This window comes from Kitasatospora sp. NPDC001225, from assembly GCF_053597855.1.
On record NZ_JBSFJC010000050.1, the window covers coordinates 42,107 to 58,769 of the forward strand.

Annotated in this window: 9 protein-coding genes; 6 read left to right on the top strand and 3 right to left on the bottom strand. The window is 72.4% G+C overall.

Annotated elements, in window-relative coordinates:
* The first annotated feature begins 59 nt into the window (after nt 1-59).
* From ACWDCZ_RS19315 to ACWDCZ_RS19325, 3 genes are read left to right on the top strand one after another with little or no spacing between them, the layout of a single operon-like run.
* On the top strand, nt 60-1,361 hold the full coding sequence (locus ACWDCZ_RS19315) for a sensor histidine kinase (RefSeq protein ID WP_375875776.1): 1,302 nt from the start codon (nt 60-62) through the stop codon (nt 1,359-1,361).
* Nucleotides 1,352-1,996, top strand: coding sequence for a response regulator transcription factor (locus tag ACWDCZ_RS19320; RefSeq protein ID WP_449816478.1), 645 nt, complete (start codon nt 1,352-1,354; stop codon nt 1,994-1,996). Before ACWDCZ_RS19315 ends, ACWDCZ_RS19320 begins: the two co-directional genes overlap by 10 nt.
* A gap of 4 nt (nt 1,997-2,000) precedes the next feature.
* Entirely contained in the window at nt 2,001-2,759 is a 759-nt protein-coding gene (locus ACWDCZ_RS19325; RefSeq protein ID WP_449816479.1) for a DUF4097 family beta strand repeat-containing protein, read from the top strand.
* A 206-nt stretch (nt 2,760-2,965) separates the two neighbouring features.
* On the opposite strand, the gene ACWDCZ_RS19330 is transcribed toward ACWDCZ_RS19325, so the two are convergent.
* Genes ACWDCZ_RS19330 through ACWDCZ_RS19340 form a run of 3 tightly spaced genes read right to left on the bottom strand, consistent with a single transcriptional unit; the run spans nt 2,966 to nt 5,637 of the window.
* Entirely contained in the window at nt 2,966-3,658 is a 693-nt protein-coding gene (locus tag ACWDCZ_RS19330) for a 4'-phosphopantetheinyl transferase family protein (protein WP_449816480.1), read from the bottom strand.
* Nucleotides 3,655-4,650, bottom strand: coding sequence for a TauD/TfdA family dioxygenase (locus tag ACWDCZ_RS19335; protein WP_449816481.1), 996 nt, complete (start codon nt 4,648-4,650; stop codon nt 3,655-3,657). The genes ACWDCZ_RS19330 and ACWDCZ_RS19335 overlap by 4 nt, the downstream gene beginning before the upstream one ends.
* Nucleotides 4,651-4,701: 51 nt before the next feature.
* On the bottom strand, nt 4,702-5,637 hold the full coding sequence (locus ACWDCZ_RS19340) for a TauD/TfdA family dioxygenase (RefSeq protein ID WP_375875771.1): 936 nt from the start codon (nt 5,635-5,637) through the stop codon (nt 4,702-4,704).
* A 311-nt stretch (nt 5,638-5,948) separates the two neighbouring features.
* On the opposite strand from ACWDCZ_RS19340, the gene ACWDCZ_RS19345 reads away from it, so the two are divergent.
* From ACWDCZ_RS19345 to ACWDCZ_RS19355, 3 genes are all read left to right on the top strand, one after another.
* Nucleotides 5,949-6,158: an MbtH family protein gene (locus tag ACWDCZ_RS19345; RefSeq protein WP_375875770.1), complete on the top strand. Its 210-nt coding sequence runs from the start codon at nt 5,949-5,951 to the stop codon at nt 6,156-6,158.
* Between the two features lie 56 nt (nt 6,159-6,214).
* Nucleotides 6,215-10,876, top strand: a complete 4,662-nt coding sequence (locus ACWDCZ_RS19350) for an amino acid adenylation domain-containing protein (protein WP_449816482.1) — start codon at nt 6,215-6,217, stop codon at nt 10,874-10,876.
* 22 nt (nt 10,877-10,898) lie between these two features.
* A partial coding sequence (locus ACWDCZ_RS19355) for an amino acid adenylation domain-containing protein (protein ID WP_449816483.1) occupies nt 10,899-16,663 on the top strand: 5,765 nt, incomplete at its 3' end.

A 16,663-nucleotide genomic window follows, 5' to 3' on the forward strand; every position in this document is an offset into this window, starting at 1 on the left:
CCGTGGACGAGCAGAAGCGCCGATGGGCCGGCCCCGACGGACGACGGGGCTGAGAACTGATGATGGACAACCCGAGGCCGACGGCCGTACCCGGGAGCCGGGGCCTGTCGCACAACCCCCTCAGGGCACTGCGCACCCCCGAACTGTGGCTGGCGTCCGCGCACCTGGCCACCGACGGGGTCATGGCGCTGGCCGGCTTCGCCGTCCTGGCGCTGCTGGCGACCGGCATCGTGCTGCTGCCCGTCGCCCTCACCGGAATCCCCCTCGTGGTCGGCGCCGGATGGGCGCTGCACCGGTTGGCGCGGGTCGAACGCGGCAGGTTCGCCATGCTCACCGGAGTGGAGATCGCCGGGCAGCAGGCCCCCGAGCTGTCGATGCGTCCGCTGCATTCCACGGCCTCGGTCCTCGGCAGCGAGCCGGTCTGGCGGCAGGCCGCGTACTTCACCCTGCTGATGCCGGTGTCGCTGCTGAACTTCTTCGCGGTGGCGCTCCTGTGGGCCGGCCCGGTGATGCTGGCGCTGCTGCCCTTCTACTACTTCGGCCTGCCGAACGGACAGGCGGCGATCGGCCCGCTGGTCGTCGACAATCCGCTGACCGCCCTGGCGGTCGCGATGGCGGGCCTGATCCTCGGTGCTACGGTGTCACCGGTCGCGGTGCGCGCCCTGCTGGCCATGGACACGGGCATCGCCCGGTCCCTGCTCGCCCCGGGGCGGGACGTGGAGCTCACCCGCCGGGTCGAGTACCTGACGCAGAGCCGGGCCAGGGCCATGGACGCGGCGGAGGCCGAACGCCGGCGCATCGAACGGGATCTGCACGACGGCGCGCAGCAGCGGCTGGTCGCCATGGCGATGACCCTGGGACGGGTCAGCTCCCGGCTCAAGGGTTCCGGCCAGGAGGCCACTGCGGAACTGGTCGACAGTGCTCGCGACGAGGCCCGCCAGGCCATCGTCGAGCTGCGGGACCTGACCCGGGGCCTGCACCCGCCGGTGCTCACCGACCGGGGCCTGGACGCCGCGCTCTCCGCGGTGGCCGCCCGCTCGCCGATCCCGGTGACGGTCGACGTCGAGGTGGAGCCGAGGCCGTCCGCCACCGTCGAGGGAGCCGCGTACTTCGTGGTGACCGAGGCACTGGCCAACGTCGGCAAGCACTCCGCGGCGACCAGCGCCTGGGTGCTGGTGCGGCGGATCGGCGACCGGCTGATGGTCGCGATCGGCGACGACGGGATCGGCGGTGCCGATCCCGCCCGGGGCAGCGGCCTCACCGGTCTGGCGGACCGGGTGGCCGGGCTGGACGGAAAGCTGACGGTCACGAGCCCGGTGGGCGGACCGACCACGATCGAGGTGGAAATGCAATGCGTGTAGTGATCGCCGAGGATTCCGCACTGCTGCGGCAGGGCATGGTGCTCCTCCTCGAGGAACAGGGCATCGAGGTCCTGGAGGCGGTCGGTGACGGAGAGGGCCTGCTGCGGGCGGTGGCCACACACCGGCCCGACGTGTGCGTGGTCGACGTGCGGATGCCGCCGACCTTCGTGGACGAGGGCCTGCGCGCCGCGCTGGTGATCCGCAACCGGTGGCCGGACGTCGGGGTGCTCGTGCTGTCCGCGTACGTCGAGCAGAGCTACGCCGTCGACCTGATCGGCGACGACGGGCAGGGAGTCGGCTACCTCCTGAAGGACCGCGTCTCGGACGTCGACGAGTTCGTCGGCGCGCTGAAGCGGGTGCTGTCGGGGGACACCGTGCTGGACCCCGAGGTCGTCAAGCAGATGCTGGCCCGCAGCCGCAGGAAGGACCCGCTGAGCTCGCTGTCCCCCCGGGAGAAGGACGTGCTGTCCGCCATGGCGGAAGGCCGCTCCAACTCGGGGATCGCCGCCCAGCTGGTCGTCGGGCCCGCCGCAGTCGAAAAGCACATCAGCAACATCTTCACGAAGTTCGGCCTGCACCCGGAGGACGGCGAGAACCGCCGGGTCCTGGCTGTCCTACGCTACTTGGGAGCTTGAAAGCATGTCCTCTGGCAAGAACAACAAGTCGCTCATCACGGGTACCGCGCTGCTCGTCCTGCTCGTCGTCATCGGGGCGGGCGCCTGGACGATGCTCAAGGTGCTGCCCGGTCAAAAGGACTTTTCCCAGACCGACCAGGCCGACGCCGCCTCCGTCACGCTGCTGACCGTCAACGCGGCCAACGCGGGTGTCTCACTGAGCCCCAGCAACGACTCCGCGGTGCACGTCACGGCGACCGGCAAGTACACCGACAGCCCGCCGACCGTCACCACCAGTACGTCCGGCGGGACCATCACCGTCTCGCAGTCGTGCTCGGGCGACTGCGACATCAAGATCGACATCACGCTGCCCGCCCAGCTCGCGGCGAAGGTGTCCTCCGGTGACTCCTGGACCACCGGGCACGACCTGGCCGGCAGCCTCGACATCACCACCCGCTCGGGCGCCATCGACCTCACCAACCCCTCCGGCCCGCTGACCCTGAAGAGCGGCAGCGGCCAGATCAAGGTGGCAGGCGCGGGCTCGGACACGATGGACGCGACGTCGAAGGACGGCGAGGTCCGGGCCGCCTTCCGCGCCGCCCCGACCACGGCGAACGTGACCACCCACGACGGTGGCGTGGACATCACCCTGCCGTCCTCGGACTACTACATCCAGGCGCAGAGCGCGAACAGCTCCCCGAAGATCGACCTGCCGATCGACCGGAACTCCAAGCACAGCGTCATGGTGAAGACCAACAGCGGCGGTATCGACATCCACCGCTGAGAGACCACCGCCACCGGTGAGCAGCACGGCGACCGCCGTTCTCGCGGCCGCCGGAGCCGGTGGCGGTTCGGACGGAGCCCAGACCATTACCCCCGGTGGTCTGGGCTCCGTCACCACCCTTCCCGGGGACGCACGGACGCCCCCGGTCCGCGCGGGGAGCGGCGGCCGGAGGCGTCGTGACGGGCAGGGTGTCGAGCAGTGGGTGTTCAACCGCTCCCGGCGAGCGCCGGGTCGGCGGGGACGGTGACCGCCGTCACCAGGAGTCCGCGGCAGGCGGACCAGGCCCCCTCGAAGCCGGCCAGCCGCACACCCGACACGACGGGGCCCGGTACCAGCAGACGGGCCGTGAAGACCGGGGAGTCGGCCTCGAAGGTGATGACGGCCTGGTCGAAGTCCAGCCAGTTGCCGGTCAGTGGGTACCAGGCCTTGTAGACGCTCTCCTTGGCGCTGAAGAGAAGCCGGTCCCAGCGTACGTCGGGGCGGCGGTCGAGGAGGACCGCCACCATCGACCGCTCCTCCTCGACCGCCACCATCCCCAGCTTGAAGGGCAGCGGTTCGTCGGGTTCGGCGTCCAGGCCCAGGGAGGCCACCGTGGCCGCGGGTGCCACCGCGGCGGCCCGGTACCCGGGGCAGTGGGTCATGGAGCCGACAAAGCCGGGCGGCCAGGACGGGGCGCCGGACGGCCCCGGCACCAGAGCCGCCGGGGGCGTCCCCAGCCGTGCCAGCGCGGTTCGGGCGCAGGCGCGGACGGTGGCGAACTCCCGGCGCCGGCGCCGCACGGCGTGCGTGAGCACCGCCCGCTCCTCGGGGAAGAGCGGGACCCCGTCGAGGTCGGCGAACGCCTCCGCGACCTCGACCGGCGGGGAGAACAGGTCCGCGACCAGCGCGCCGCCGCTCACACCAGGACGCTGCCGTTGCCGGGCCGCCGTCCGCGGGTGCGGCGGTTGTCCAGGTTCACGAAGGTGCGGTGCAGCCAGCGGTCGAAGCCGTCGTAGCTCGGCTCGAACGCGGTGCGTCCGTGGAGGGTGACCCGGTTGTCGACGAAGGCCATCTCGCCCTGCTGGAGGACGAGCGTGCGCGCGGTCCGCAGGAAGGCGTCGCGCAGCGCGGTCAGGGCGGACCCGGCCTCCTCGTCCAGCGCCTCGGTGGCGTGGAAGTCGACGCGGACGTTGGGGTCCGCCGGGCTGCCGCTGAACACCGGGTGCACCGGGCCGGAGTCCCCGCTGCCGAAGGACGGCGGCGGCGCGGTGCGGAAGCGCGGCTGGCCCAGCACCTCGACGACGTGCTCGGGCAGCAGGCCCAGGGTGTTGCGCACCGAGGTGACGAGCGTGCCGGCGGTGCGGGTGCGGTCGTTGCGCAGGCACAGCAGTCCGACGAAGTCGGGGCGGTGCGGGTGGAACGCGTTCTCCACGTGGAGTTCGAGCGGGACGGAGCCGGCGTTGCTCTGCGAGGTCTCCCGGCCGGGAACGGGCACGACGTTCTGGACGAGGGCGCCGAACTTCTCCTCGCGGTAGGCGACGATCTCCCCGAGGTTGAGCGCGACGAGTGCGGCGATCGCGGCCGGCACGGCTGCCTCGCGCTCGACCGAGTCCGGTACGGCCGGGGTGAACGGCAGCTCCTCCTCGACGACCGGCAGGTTGCGCAGCGCGAGGATGCCGTCCTCGCCGGGGTCGTGGCGGTAGGCGCGGATCACCTCCTGCAGGCGGTGCGGCAGCCGGCACGAGAGCTCCCGTGCCGCTTCCACCCACACGGGGTCGTCGATCAGCCGCGGCGCGGTGTAGGCCAGTTGCGTCGCCAGCAGCGCGACCTCGCGCCGCTCCTGCTCGGACAGCGTCAGCGTGAGCCGGTTGTCGGCGGGCGCCAGAACCGGTTCAGGCAGCAGTGTGGTCATGGGGTTTCCTCTTCTCCCGATCTTCTAGGGGCCGTACGGGCGGTCAGGGCCTCAGCTGGACATCGCCACCAGGACGCGGCGGTCGCCGGTGAAGGGCCGGCGGCCGTGGGCGACCAGGAGGTTGTCGATCAGCAGCAGGTCGCCGGTGCGCCAGTCCACGTCGACCGCGGCCTCCAGACCGCGGTCGCGGATCTGGGTGACGTACTCGGGCGGGATGGCGCCGCCGTCGGCGAAGCTCACCGACTGCGGCAGCTCGTCGGCGGGCATCACCCTGGCCAGGGCGGCGGCGTCCGCGCCGAGCATCGCCGGGTGCCACTGGTCGGCCTGGTTGAACCAGACCTCCGCGCCGGTGACCGGGTGCCTCACGGTGGCGGGGCGGTTCTGGACCACGCGCAGGGCGTTGCCGGGACGCCACTGCCACTCGGCCTCGGCGCCGGCCAGGAACCGCTCGACCTCCGCCGGGTCGTCGGTCTCGAAGGTCTCCTGCCAGCTCTTGCCGAGACCGCGGCCGCCGTGCAGGTTCTGGGTGTAGCGGACGCCGCCCGCGAAGGCCTCGCGCACCTCGGCGTCCAGCGACTCCAGCCACAGCGCGGCGTCGACCACCGGGGTGGCCCCGCCGGTCCCGGGCTGGACGGCGCAGAAGAACAGCAGCCGCTCCGGCCAGGCATGGGCGTACGAGAGCTCGTTGTGCATCGAGATGACGAACTCGGCCGGGTACTCCGTCGAGGTGTACACGTTCCGGCCGACCTTGGTCCGCGGTGAGTTCCCGTGGACGTAGGCCGCCCGGTTCGGCAGCAGTTCGTCCATGACGGTGCCGAGCGTCTCCTCGGTGATGCCGAAGCCCCGGAACACCAGTGCCTTCCGTTCGGTCAGCAGCGCGGCGACATCCGTTCGCCGGAGCTCGGCGAGGAGCCCCTCCGCGTCGCCGGCCACGCCCGAACTCTCCGGGCCGATCTCCAGGGGCTTCCACGCCAGGCGATCCGTCATCACAGCCTTTTCCCTTTCTCCGCCATCGGCGGCACCTCCGCCGCGAGCAGCGCACGGAATCACTGAGTAGAGAGGATCTTTCGCTTTTCTATATTCCGTCTACAAAATTCAATCCTTTGAATATAGGGCCGATCCAATCGCTCTGACCTGGGCATATGTGTAAATTCCGAGTGTCCATGTCACATATCTGGAGGCTCGTCCGCGCCGCTCGGGGTGAGATATAGACCACCTATAGGGCCACTCGGAGAGTAGGTATTCAAGCATTGCCGCCGTCCGTCACCAGGCGGACGAAGACACGTATTGGGAGCGAAATGTCCGAGCAGAACGCGCAGGAGTACCTGGTCGTGCTCAACGACGAGGAGCAGTACTCGATCTGGCGGGCCGAGCGTGAGCTGCCCGCCGGCTGGCGCGCCGAAGGTACCCGCGGCACCAAGGAGGAATGCCTGTCCCACATCGGCACGGTGTGGACCGACATGCGCCCGCTGAGCCTGCGTCAGCGCATGGCCGAGAACGCCGCCTGACCCTCCGCCCTCCCCACCCCCTTTCCCCGTCCCTCCTGACCACGCTCGGAGCACTCGTGGCACGTCAGACGCCCCTCACCCGTCTCATCGCGGACCTGGCAGCCCAGGCTCCGGACACGGTCGCCGTTCGCCACGGCAACCAGGAGATCACCTACGCGGCGCTCGACGAGGCGGCCAACCGGCTCGCGCACTACCTGCGCGACGCCGGTGTCCGCCCGGAGAGCCTGGTCGGCACCCACTTGCCGCACAGTGCCGAGCTGCCGTCGGCCGTCCTCGGCGTCTGGCGGGCCGGCGCGGTCGCCGTGCCGCTGGACGCCGACGGGCCGGCCGCGCACCTGCGCCGGATCCAGCAGGGCAGCGCCGTCGGCGTCGTCCTCACCCTGGAGCGGTTCGCGGCCGAGGTGGCGGGCGAGGGCGTGCGGGTGGTGCTCCTGGACGCGGACGAGGAGGACATCTCGTTCTTCCCGGCGACCGACCCCGGGGCGACCTCGGAGAGCGCCTGGGTGAGCCGGGGCCCGGACGGCACGGCTCTGGTCGTCGAGCACGCGGCCCTGGCCAACCAGGTCCGTTGGACGGCGCGCCGGCACGGGATCGGCGCCGCCGACCGGATCCTCCACCTGGACCGCGCCGTCGACGCCCCGTGGCCGGTGTTCACCGCACTGGCCGCCGGCGCGACCGCGGTGCTGGCGACGCCGGAGGAGGCCGCCGAGCCGGGACGGCTGGCGCACCTCGTCGCCGGACAGGCGGTGACCGTCCTGCCGGCCACTCCCGACCTGCTCGCCGACCTGGCGGGCGGCCAGGAGACGGCGGACCGCTCCGCCGTCAGGCTCGTGCTCGCCGCAGGCACCCCGCTGGAGGCGGACCTCGGCCGGTCGGTTCTCAAGGCCCTGCCCGGGGCCGCGCTCTGGCACGTCTACGGACCGGGCGCCCTCGCCGTCACCGCCCACCCCTTCGACGCCGGGCAGGACGCGCCCCACGCCGTCCTCGGGCGTCCGATCGACAACGTCCGCGTCCTCGTCCTGGACGAGGAGGGCAGCCCGGTCCCGCCGGGTGTCCCCGGCGAGATCCACGTCGCCGGCCTCGGTGCCCCCCACGGCTACCTGGGCGCTCCCGCCCTGACCGCGGCGGCCCTCGTCCCCGCCCAGTACGGTCCCCCCGGCTCCCGCCTCCACCGCACCGGCGACCTGGCCCGCTGGCGCACCGACGGCGCCCTGGAGTACCTGGGCCGCACCGGAGAGGTCACCGCCACCGCCGGCGACGACCGGCAGGCACCGCGCACCGCGGGGCGCCCGCCCTACACGGCCCCCGCCACCGAGGCCGAGCAGATCGTCGCCCAGGCGTGGTCCCGCCTCCTGGAGGTGGAGCGGGTCGGCGCCGACGACAACTTCTTCCAGCTCGGCGGCTACTCGCTGGTCATCACCCAGCTCGCCGAGCAGCTGCGCGCGGCGACCGGCCGTCAGATCGCCCTCACCGACCTGTTCACCGCGGTGACCGTGCGCGAGCAGGCCCGCCTGATCGATCCCGACGGCGGCGCCGACCGGGCGACCCCGCCCGCCGTCACCGCCGTGCCGCGCGACACCGCGCTGCCGCTGTCCTACGGCCAGCGCCGCCTGTGGTTCATGGACTCGATGCAGCCGCAGAGCCCGGAATGGGTCTCCTCGCTGTCCCTGCGCGTGGCCGCGGACACCGGGCCGGAGGCCGTCCGGGCCGCCCTCGACGCCCTCGGCGAGCGCCACGAGGCCCTGCGCACCCGCTACCTGAGCCAGGACGGCGAGCCGCTGCAGGTCGTCGAGGCCCACCGGCCGATCGAGCTGAAGGTCGTCGAGGGCACTCGCGAGGAGCTGCTCGCGGCCTGCCAGGAGCAGTTCGACACCGGCTTCGACCTCTCCTCCGGGCGCCTGTGGCGGGCCCTGCTCTGCGGTGAGGGCGACGGCGACCGGCTGCTCCTGATCACCTTCCACCACATCGCCTGCGACGGCTGGTCCACCGCGGTCCTGGAGAGCGAGTTCCGCGAGCTGGTCGAGGCGCACCGCGCGGGCCGCAGCGCCGAGCTGCCCGAACTCCACCTGCAGTACGCCGACTTCGCCGCCTGGCAGCAGGAGTGGCGCAGCAAGGAGAGGCTCGCCGAGAGCCTCGACCACTGGCGGACCGCCCTGGCCGGGGCCGCCCCGCTGGAACTGCCCGTCGACCACCCCCGCCCGGCCGAGCGCGACGGGCGCGGCGGCGTCGTCACCTTCACCGTCCCCGGCCCGCTGGCCGCCGCGGCCAAGGCGTTCGGCCGCCGGCACGAGGCCACCCCGTTCATGACCCTGCTCACCACCTTCGGCACCCTGCTCGCCCGGCACACCGGGCAGTGGGACGTCGTGGTGGGCGCGCCGGTCGCCGGCCGCACCCGCGCCGAGACCGAGCCCATGGTCGGCTTCTTCCTCAACTCCCTGGTGCTGCGCTGCCGCCTCGACGACCGGCAGTCCTTCGCCACCGCCCTGCAGGACGTCCGCACCTCCTGCCTGTCCGCCTTCGCCCACCAGGACCTGCCGTTCGAGCACCTGGTCGAGGAGCTGCGGCCCGAGCGCGACCTCTCCCGGACCCCGCTGTACCAGGTCGCGTTCAACATGCACGACGAGCAGCTGGCCGCGGGCATGCCCGACCGCGAGGACATCGGCTTCCTGCGCGACGCCCGCCGGGTCGCCAAGACCGACCTGACCCTGTACGTCCGCGCGGAGGCCGACGGCAGCTGGACCGGCGCCTTCGAGTACGCCAGTTCGCTGTTCGAGCACGCCACGATCGAGCGGCTGGCCGACCACTTCCTGCGGCTGCTGGAGTCCGCCGTCACCGACCCCGGTTCGGCGCTCGCCGAGCTGGACATCCTCACCGACGCCGAGCGCGAGGAGCTGTCGACCGGCTGGAACGACACCCGGCAGACGTGGGAGCCCGGCTCGGTCATCGACCTGTTCGAGGCCCGTGCCGCCGAGACCCCCGACGCCCCCGCCCTGATCAGCGGCGGACAGGTGCTCACCTACCGGGAGCTCGACGAGCAGGCCAACCGGATGGCCCACCACCTCATCGCCAACGGTGCCCGCCCGGACACCCTGGTCGGCGTCTGCCTGGAGCGGGGCCCCGGGCTGGTCACCGCCCTGCTCGGCGTCTGGAAGGCCGGGGCCGGCTACGTCCCGCTGGACCCGGCCAACCCGGCCGAGCGGCTGAGCCACGTCCTGGCCGACTGCGGCGCCCCCGTCCTGGTCACCGAGTCCCCGCTCACCGCCCTCACCGAGTCCTTCGCCGGCGCCCGGGTCTTCGTCGACCGGGACGAGCAGGCCATCGCGGCCCGCCGCGCCGACGCCCCGGCGCGTCCCGGCGACCCGGACCACCTCGCCTACGTCATCTACACCTCGGGCTCGACCGGCAAGCCCAAGGGCGTCATGGTCACCCAGCACGGCCTGGTCAACCACCTGCGCTGGGCGGCCCGCGACCTGGTCACCGGCGAGGGCGGCGCGCCGCTGTTCTCCTCCGTCGCCTTCGACCTCCCGGCGACCAATCTCTACGTCCCCCTGATCACGGGGCAGCCGGTGCACGTCCTGCCGGCCGACCTGGACCTGTCCGGCCTCGGCCCCGCCCTCGCGGCGGCCGGCCCGTTCAGCTTCGTCAAGCTCACCCCCGGCCACCTGGAACTGCTCAGCCACCAGCTCACCGCCGAACAGTGCGAGCGGCTCGCCCGGCTGATCCTGGTCGCCGGTGAGGCGCTGACCGCCCGCACCGCCAACCACTGGCGGGAGATCCTCGGCGCAGGCCGGCTCATCAACGAGTACGGGCCGACCGAGGCGTCGATCGGCTCCACCGCCCACCCGGTGGTCACCGCCTACGACCAGCCGGTGCCGCTGGGCGGCTCCCTGCCCAACACCACCGGCTACGTCCTGGACGGCAACGGCCGGCTCGCCCCGGTCGGGGTCGCCGGCGAGCTCCACATCGGCGGCGACGGAGTGGCCCGCGGCTACCTCGGCCGGCCGGACCTGACCGCGGAGAAGTTCGTTCCGGACCCGTTCGGCCCGGCCGGCTCCCGGCTGTACCGCACCGGCGACCTGACCCGCCGGCTCCCCGACGGCGCCATCGAGTTCCTCGGCCGCATCGACGATCAGGTCAAGCTGCGCGGCTACCGGATCGAACTCGGCGAGATCCAGGCCCAGTTGACCGCGATCCCGGGCATCAGGGACGCCGTGGTCGTGCTGCGCACGGACGACCGGGGGGAGAAGTCCCTCGCCGCCTACGTCGTCCCCGAGAGCGGCACCGCCGACCCGCAGGCCATCCGCGCCCACCTGGCCGGGGCGCTGCCGGAGTACATGGTCCCCGCCACCGTCGCGGAGCTGCTGGCCATCCCGCTGACCTCGAACGGGAAGCTGGACCACCGGGCCCTGCCCGCCGTCGAGTCTCCGGCCGGCGACCACTGCGCGCCGGCCACCCCCACCGAGGAGCGCATCGCCGAGATCTGGGCGGACATCCTCGGCCTGGAACGGGTCAGCGTCCTGGACAGCTTCTTCGAGATCGGCGGCCACTCGATCCTCGCGATCCGCATGACCGCGCAGCTCCAGGACGAGTTCGACGTCAACCTCACCATTCGAACGGTGTTCGACATGCCTACGGTCCGCGGACTGGCCGAGGCGATCGAGAACGAGATCAAGGCGGAGATCGAGCGGCTTGCCGACTCCGAGCTCATCGACAACTAGCGCTGGCGGGAGACCAGGGATCATGAACACCGGCGACAAGTCGTCCACCAAGCAGAACGCGGCCAACCTGCGGGAGGAGCTGCTGCGCCGCCGCCTGGCGGGCAAGCGCGGCAACCACCGGCCGGCCATCACCGCCGCCGACCGCGAGCAGCCGCTGCCGCTCTCGTTCGGTCAGGAGCAGATGTGGGTCCTCAACCGGATGGACCCCGAGAGCCCTGAGTACCTCGTCCCGCTGGCGCTGCGGCTGACCGGCGCGCTGGACGTCGGCGCCCTGCGCACCGCCTGGGACCGGATCGTGGCACGGCACGAGATCCTGCGCACCCGGTACGCGCTGGTGGGCGAGCGCCCGGTGCAGCGGGTCGACGCGGCCCGGCCGCTGGACATCGCCGTCGTCGACCTGTCGCACCTCCCGGCCGACGACCGGGAGGTGCGGGCCCGCGCCCTGGCGGAGGAGGAGGCCACCGCCCCCTTCGACCTGGAGCGCGAGTGGCCGGTGCGGGCGAAGCTGTTCACCCTGGCCGACGACGACCACCTGCTCGTCGTCACCCTCCACCACATCGCCTGCGACGCCTGGTCGGTGGGCATCGTCACGCGGGAGCTGGACCGCTTCTACCGCGCGGCCGTCACCGGCCAGGACGACCAGCCGGCCCCGCTGCCCCTCCAGTACGCCGACTATGCGGCCTGGCAGCGCGGCGAACTGAACGGCCCCGCCCTGGAGCGCCAGCTCTCCTACTGGCGCGAGCAGCTTGCCGGTCTGCCGGTACTGGACCTGCCCACCGACCGTCAGCGGCCCGCCCTGCGCGACCCGAGCGGCGCCTCGGTGCCGTTCAGCATCCCGGCCGACCTGGCCGGGCGCGTCGGCGAACTCGCCCGCCGGCACGGCGTCACCCGCTTCGTCGTCCTGCTCACCGCCTACCAGGTGCTGCTCTCCCGCTACACCCGCAGCACCGACATCCCGGTCGGCGTGACCGTCTCCGGACGCAACCGCCCCGAGCTGCAGGAACTCGTCGGCTACGGCATCAACGTCCTGGTGGCCCGCGCCGCCTGGACCGGCGACCCGTCCTTCGCCGAACTGGTCACCGCCGGCCGCGGCACCGTCCTCGACGCGTACGAGCACCAGGCCGTGCCGTTCGCCCGCCTCGTGGACGAGCTGCAGCCCGAGCGCGACCTCTCCCGCACCCCGCTCTACCAGGTCGACTTCATCATGCGCGAGCAGCGTGACGCCGGCCTGGAGTTGCCCGGCGTCTCCGTGCGGCGCGAATCCGGTGAGGGCATCGCCAAGGTCGACCTCACCCTGGACGTCGAGGACGTCCAGGACGGCCCGCTCAACGCCCGGCTGGACTTCGCCACCGCGCTGTTCGACCGGACCACCGCCGAGCGCTTCGCCCGCCAGTACGTCCAGGTGCTGGAGAGCGCCACCGCCGACCCCGGGGCGCCGCTGTCCACCTTGGAGATCCTCCCCGAGGAGGAGCGCCGCCTGGTGCTCGGCACCTGGGCCGACGGCGGAGCCGCCGAGCGGCCGCAGCTCACCGTCGACCTGATCCGCGCCCAGGCCGCCGCCACCCCCGACGCGGTCGCCGTCGTCGTCGGCGAGGAGCACCTCACCTACCGCGAGCTGGACGAGCAGTCCAACCGGATCGCCCGGTGCGTGCTCGAACTGGGCGCCCGCCCCGACATGCTCATCGGCGTCTGCCTGAACCGCGACGTCCACCTCGTCCCCACCCTGGTCGGCATCTGGAAGGCCGGCGCCGCCTACCTCCCGCTGGACCCGAGCGTCCCCATCGACCGCCTCCGCTTCATGCTGGAGGACACCCAGGCGTCGATCGTGGTCACCACCGGTCAGCACATCCCCACCCTGGCCGGCATCCACTACGGCACCTTCCTCGTGCTGGACCAGGACCAGTACCTCGTCGACGAGCAGCCGGACACCGACCCCCTCGTCCCGCTCGACCCGCAGGCGCTGGCCTACGTCATCTACACCTCCGGCTCCACCGGGCGCCCCAAGGGCGTCATGATCCACCAGCACGGCCTCGCCAACTACCTGCGGTGGACCGTCGGTTCGTACGCCGCCCATGGGAACGCCGGCGCGCCGCTGTTCTCCTCCATCTCCTTCGACCTCGGCATCCCCGACCTCTTCACCCCGCTGATCACCGGCCAGTCGGTCCACCTCATGCCGATGGACCTCGACACCGCCACCCTCGGCCCCGCCCTCGCGGCGGCCGGCCCGTTCAGCTTCATCAAGCTCACCCCCGGCCACCTCGACCTGCTCACCCACCAGCTCACCCCCGAGCAGGCCCACGGCCTCGCCGGCCTGGTGATCGCGGCCGGCGACACCTTCCCCACCTCGCTCGCCGACCGCTGGCAGCGGCTCGCCGGCCCCGGCGGCACCATGGTCGGCTCGGAGTACGGCCCGACCGAGATCACCATCGGCAACTCCGGCAGCCCGATCACCGACCTGCCCGCGGCCGAGCTCATCCCGCTCGGGGAGCCCATCCCCAACAGCACCATGTACGTCCTCACCGACGACCTCGCCCCCGTCCCCGTCGGGGTGCCGGGCGAGATCTACATCGGCGGCGACGGTCTGGCCCGCGGGTACCTGGGCCGCCCGGACCTGACGGCGGAGAAGTTCGTCCCCAACCCCTTCGGCCCGGCCGGGTCCCGCCTCTACCGCGCCGGCGACCTGGCCCGCTGGCTCGCGGACGGCTCGCTGGACTTCCTCGGCCGCATCGACAACCAGGTCAAGATCCGCGGCTACCGCATCGAACTCGGTGAGATCGAGGCCCGCCTGCGCCTGCACCCGACCGTCGGGGACACCGTCGTCAGCGTGCGCGAACCCAGCCCCGGCAACAAGCGGCTCACCGCCTATGTGGTCGCCGCCGACGGCGACACCTTCGACCCGGAGGTGCTGCGCGCCCACTTGGCCGCCGCGCTGCCCGAGTACATGGTGCCGACCGCCTTCGTCGCCATCGACAGCATCCCGCTGACCGGAAACGGCAAGGTCGACCACCGCGCGCTGCCCGCCCCGGGCGAAGCGGCCGCCGGCGGCCACCGCGCGCCGGCCACCGCCCTCGAGGAGGAGCTGACCGGGATCTGGGGCGAGGTGCTCGGCCTGCAGCGCATCAGCGTCCTCGACAGCTTCTTCGAGCTCGGCGGCGACTCCATCGGCGTCGTCCGCCTGGTCGGCGCCCTGCGCACCGCCGGCTACGACCTCACCGTCCGGGACGTCTTCCAGCACCGCACCGTCGCGTCCCTCGCCGAGCACCTCACCGGCCAGGCCACCGACGGGTCGCTGGTCACCGCCGTGGAGCCGTTCGCGCTGATCGGCGACGAGGACCGCGCCGCGCTGCCCGAGGGCGTCGTGGACGCCTACCCGCTGTCGCAGATCCAGACCGGCATGCTGGCCGAGATGCTGGCCGCCCAGGACGACGGCGCGGGCAAGGACGTCTACCACAACGTCAACCTCTTCCGGATGGCCGACGGTCGCCCGCTCGACCAGGACGCGCTGCGCGGAGCCCTGCGGGAGGTCCTGAACCGCCACCAGGTGCTGCGCACGTCCATCCACCTCAACGGCTACTCCCAGCCGCTCCAGCTCGTCCACGCCGAGACCGGTGACCTCCCGCTGCGCGTCGAGGACCTGCGCGGCCTGGACACCGCGGAGCAGGAACGCCGCGAGGCCGCTGGCCTCGCCCACGAGCGCGACAGCGCCTTCGACCTGACCGTCGCCCCGCTGCTGCGCGTCGGCGTGAACATCGAGTCGGACGACGCCTGGTCGCTCACCCTCAGCCACTGCCACGCCGTCACCGACGGCTGGACCCTGAACACGCTGCTGATGGAGCTGGTGGAGTGCTACCGGGAGCTGCGCGACGGCCGTGAGCTGCCCGCCTACGAGGCGCCGGCCGTCCGGTTCGCGGACTTCGTCGCGGCGGAGCTGGAGTCGCTGGCCTCCGAGGAGGACCGCGCCTTCTGGCGGGACGTGGTGGCGGAGCACGCGCCGCTGCGGCTGCCGGAGTCGTGGGCCGACCCGCAGGGCGGTACGCGCGACCGGCACGGCGTACGGGTGCCCTTCCTCGATCTGGAGGAGGAGCTGCACCGGCTCGCCAACGACGCCAAGGCCTCGGTGAAGAGCGTGCTGCTGGCGGCGCACCTCAAGGTGCTGGGCATGCTCAGCGCGGAGGAGGCCATTCACGCGGGCGTGGTCTACCACGGGCGTCTGGAGGCGCCGGGTGCGGAGCGGGTGCTGGGCATGCACCTGAACACGCTGCCGTTCCCCGCCACCCGTGCGTCGGGCACCTGGCGCGAGGTGGTGGAGCGGGTCTTCGCGCAGGAGTCGGAGATCTGGGCCCACCGCCGCTACCCGCTGCCCGCCATCCAGCGCGACAGCGGCACCCGCGAGCGGCTCGTCTCCGTCCTCTTCGAGTACCAGGACTTCGGCCAGCTCGGCACCGCGAGCGTCGGCACCTCGGTCCAGCAGGACATCGGCGGCAACGAGTTCGCGCTCAACGTGACCGCCTCCGACGGGCACATCGCCCTCAACACGACGTCGGACGTCGTGAGCCGGGCCGCACTCGAGCGGCTGGGTGCGCTGTACCGGCTGGTGCTGGAGGCGATGGCGGCGGATCCGGACGGTGACGCGTCGGGTGTGGTGTTGCCGGAGGCGGAGCGGGCCGCGCTGGTGCGTGGTGGTTCGTCAGTGGAGTGGGGTGCGGGTTCGGCTCTGGAGTTGTTCCGGGCTCGTGCGGTTGCTTCGCCGGATGCGGTCGCGGTGGTGTTCGGTGAGGAGCGGGTTTCGTATGGCGAGCTGGACACGTGGTCCTCGCGGATCGCGGGCCGGCTGCGTGGGCGGGGGGTCGGGTCCGGATCGGTTGTGGGTCTGTTTGTGGACCGTGGTCCGGGTGTTGTGGCGGCGATGCTGGGTGTGTGGAAGGCGGGGGCTGCGTATGTTCCGGTCGATCCGTCGCTTCCGGCCGAGCGGGTGGGCTACATGCTTGCCGACTCGGGTGCCGCGCTCGTCCTGACCGACGCCGACCCGGCTGGTCGTCTGGGTGAGTACGCGGGTCCGTGGCTGGAGCTGGACGGTGCGGGTGATGACGCCTGGGACGGGGTCGTTCCCGCCTCGGACGACCTTGCCTACGTGCTCTACACCTCCGGATCCACCGGTCGCCCCAAGGGTGTGATGATCGGCCACGGTGCGCTGGTGAACCTGCTGGGTTCGATCCGTGACGACGTGACCCCCGGCCGTCCGGGCACGTGGCTGGCTTCGACGTCGGTGTCGTTCGACATCTCGGGTCTGGAGCTGCACCTGCCGCTGATCACCGGCGGGATCATCGTCCTGGCCTCGGCAGAGCAGGCCAAGGACGCGACGGCACTGGTGGAGCTGGTGGCCCGCAACGAGGTCACCCATGTCCAGGCGACCCCGTCGGGCTGGCGCCTGCTGCTGGCGGCGGGTTTCGAGGACGTGTCGGTGACCGCCCTGGTGGGCGGCGAGGCGCTGACCGCCGGCCTGGCGCGGGAGCTGCTGCCGCAGGTCGGCCGTCTGGTCAACGTCTACGGTCCGACCGAGACGACGATCTGGTCCGCTCAGGGCGAGGTCCCGGACGGCGTCGAGCGGGTCTCGATCGGCGGCCCGCTGGCCAACACCCGGCTGCACGTTCTGGACGGTGGCCTTCAGCTGGTGCCGCAGGGTGTGACGGGTGAGCTGTTCATCGGTGGTGACGGTCTGGCCCGTGGTTACCTGGGCCGCCCGGACCTGACGGCGGAGAAGTTCGTTCCGAACCCCTTCGGGCCGGC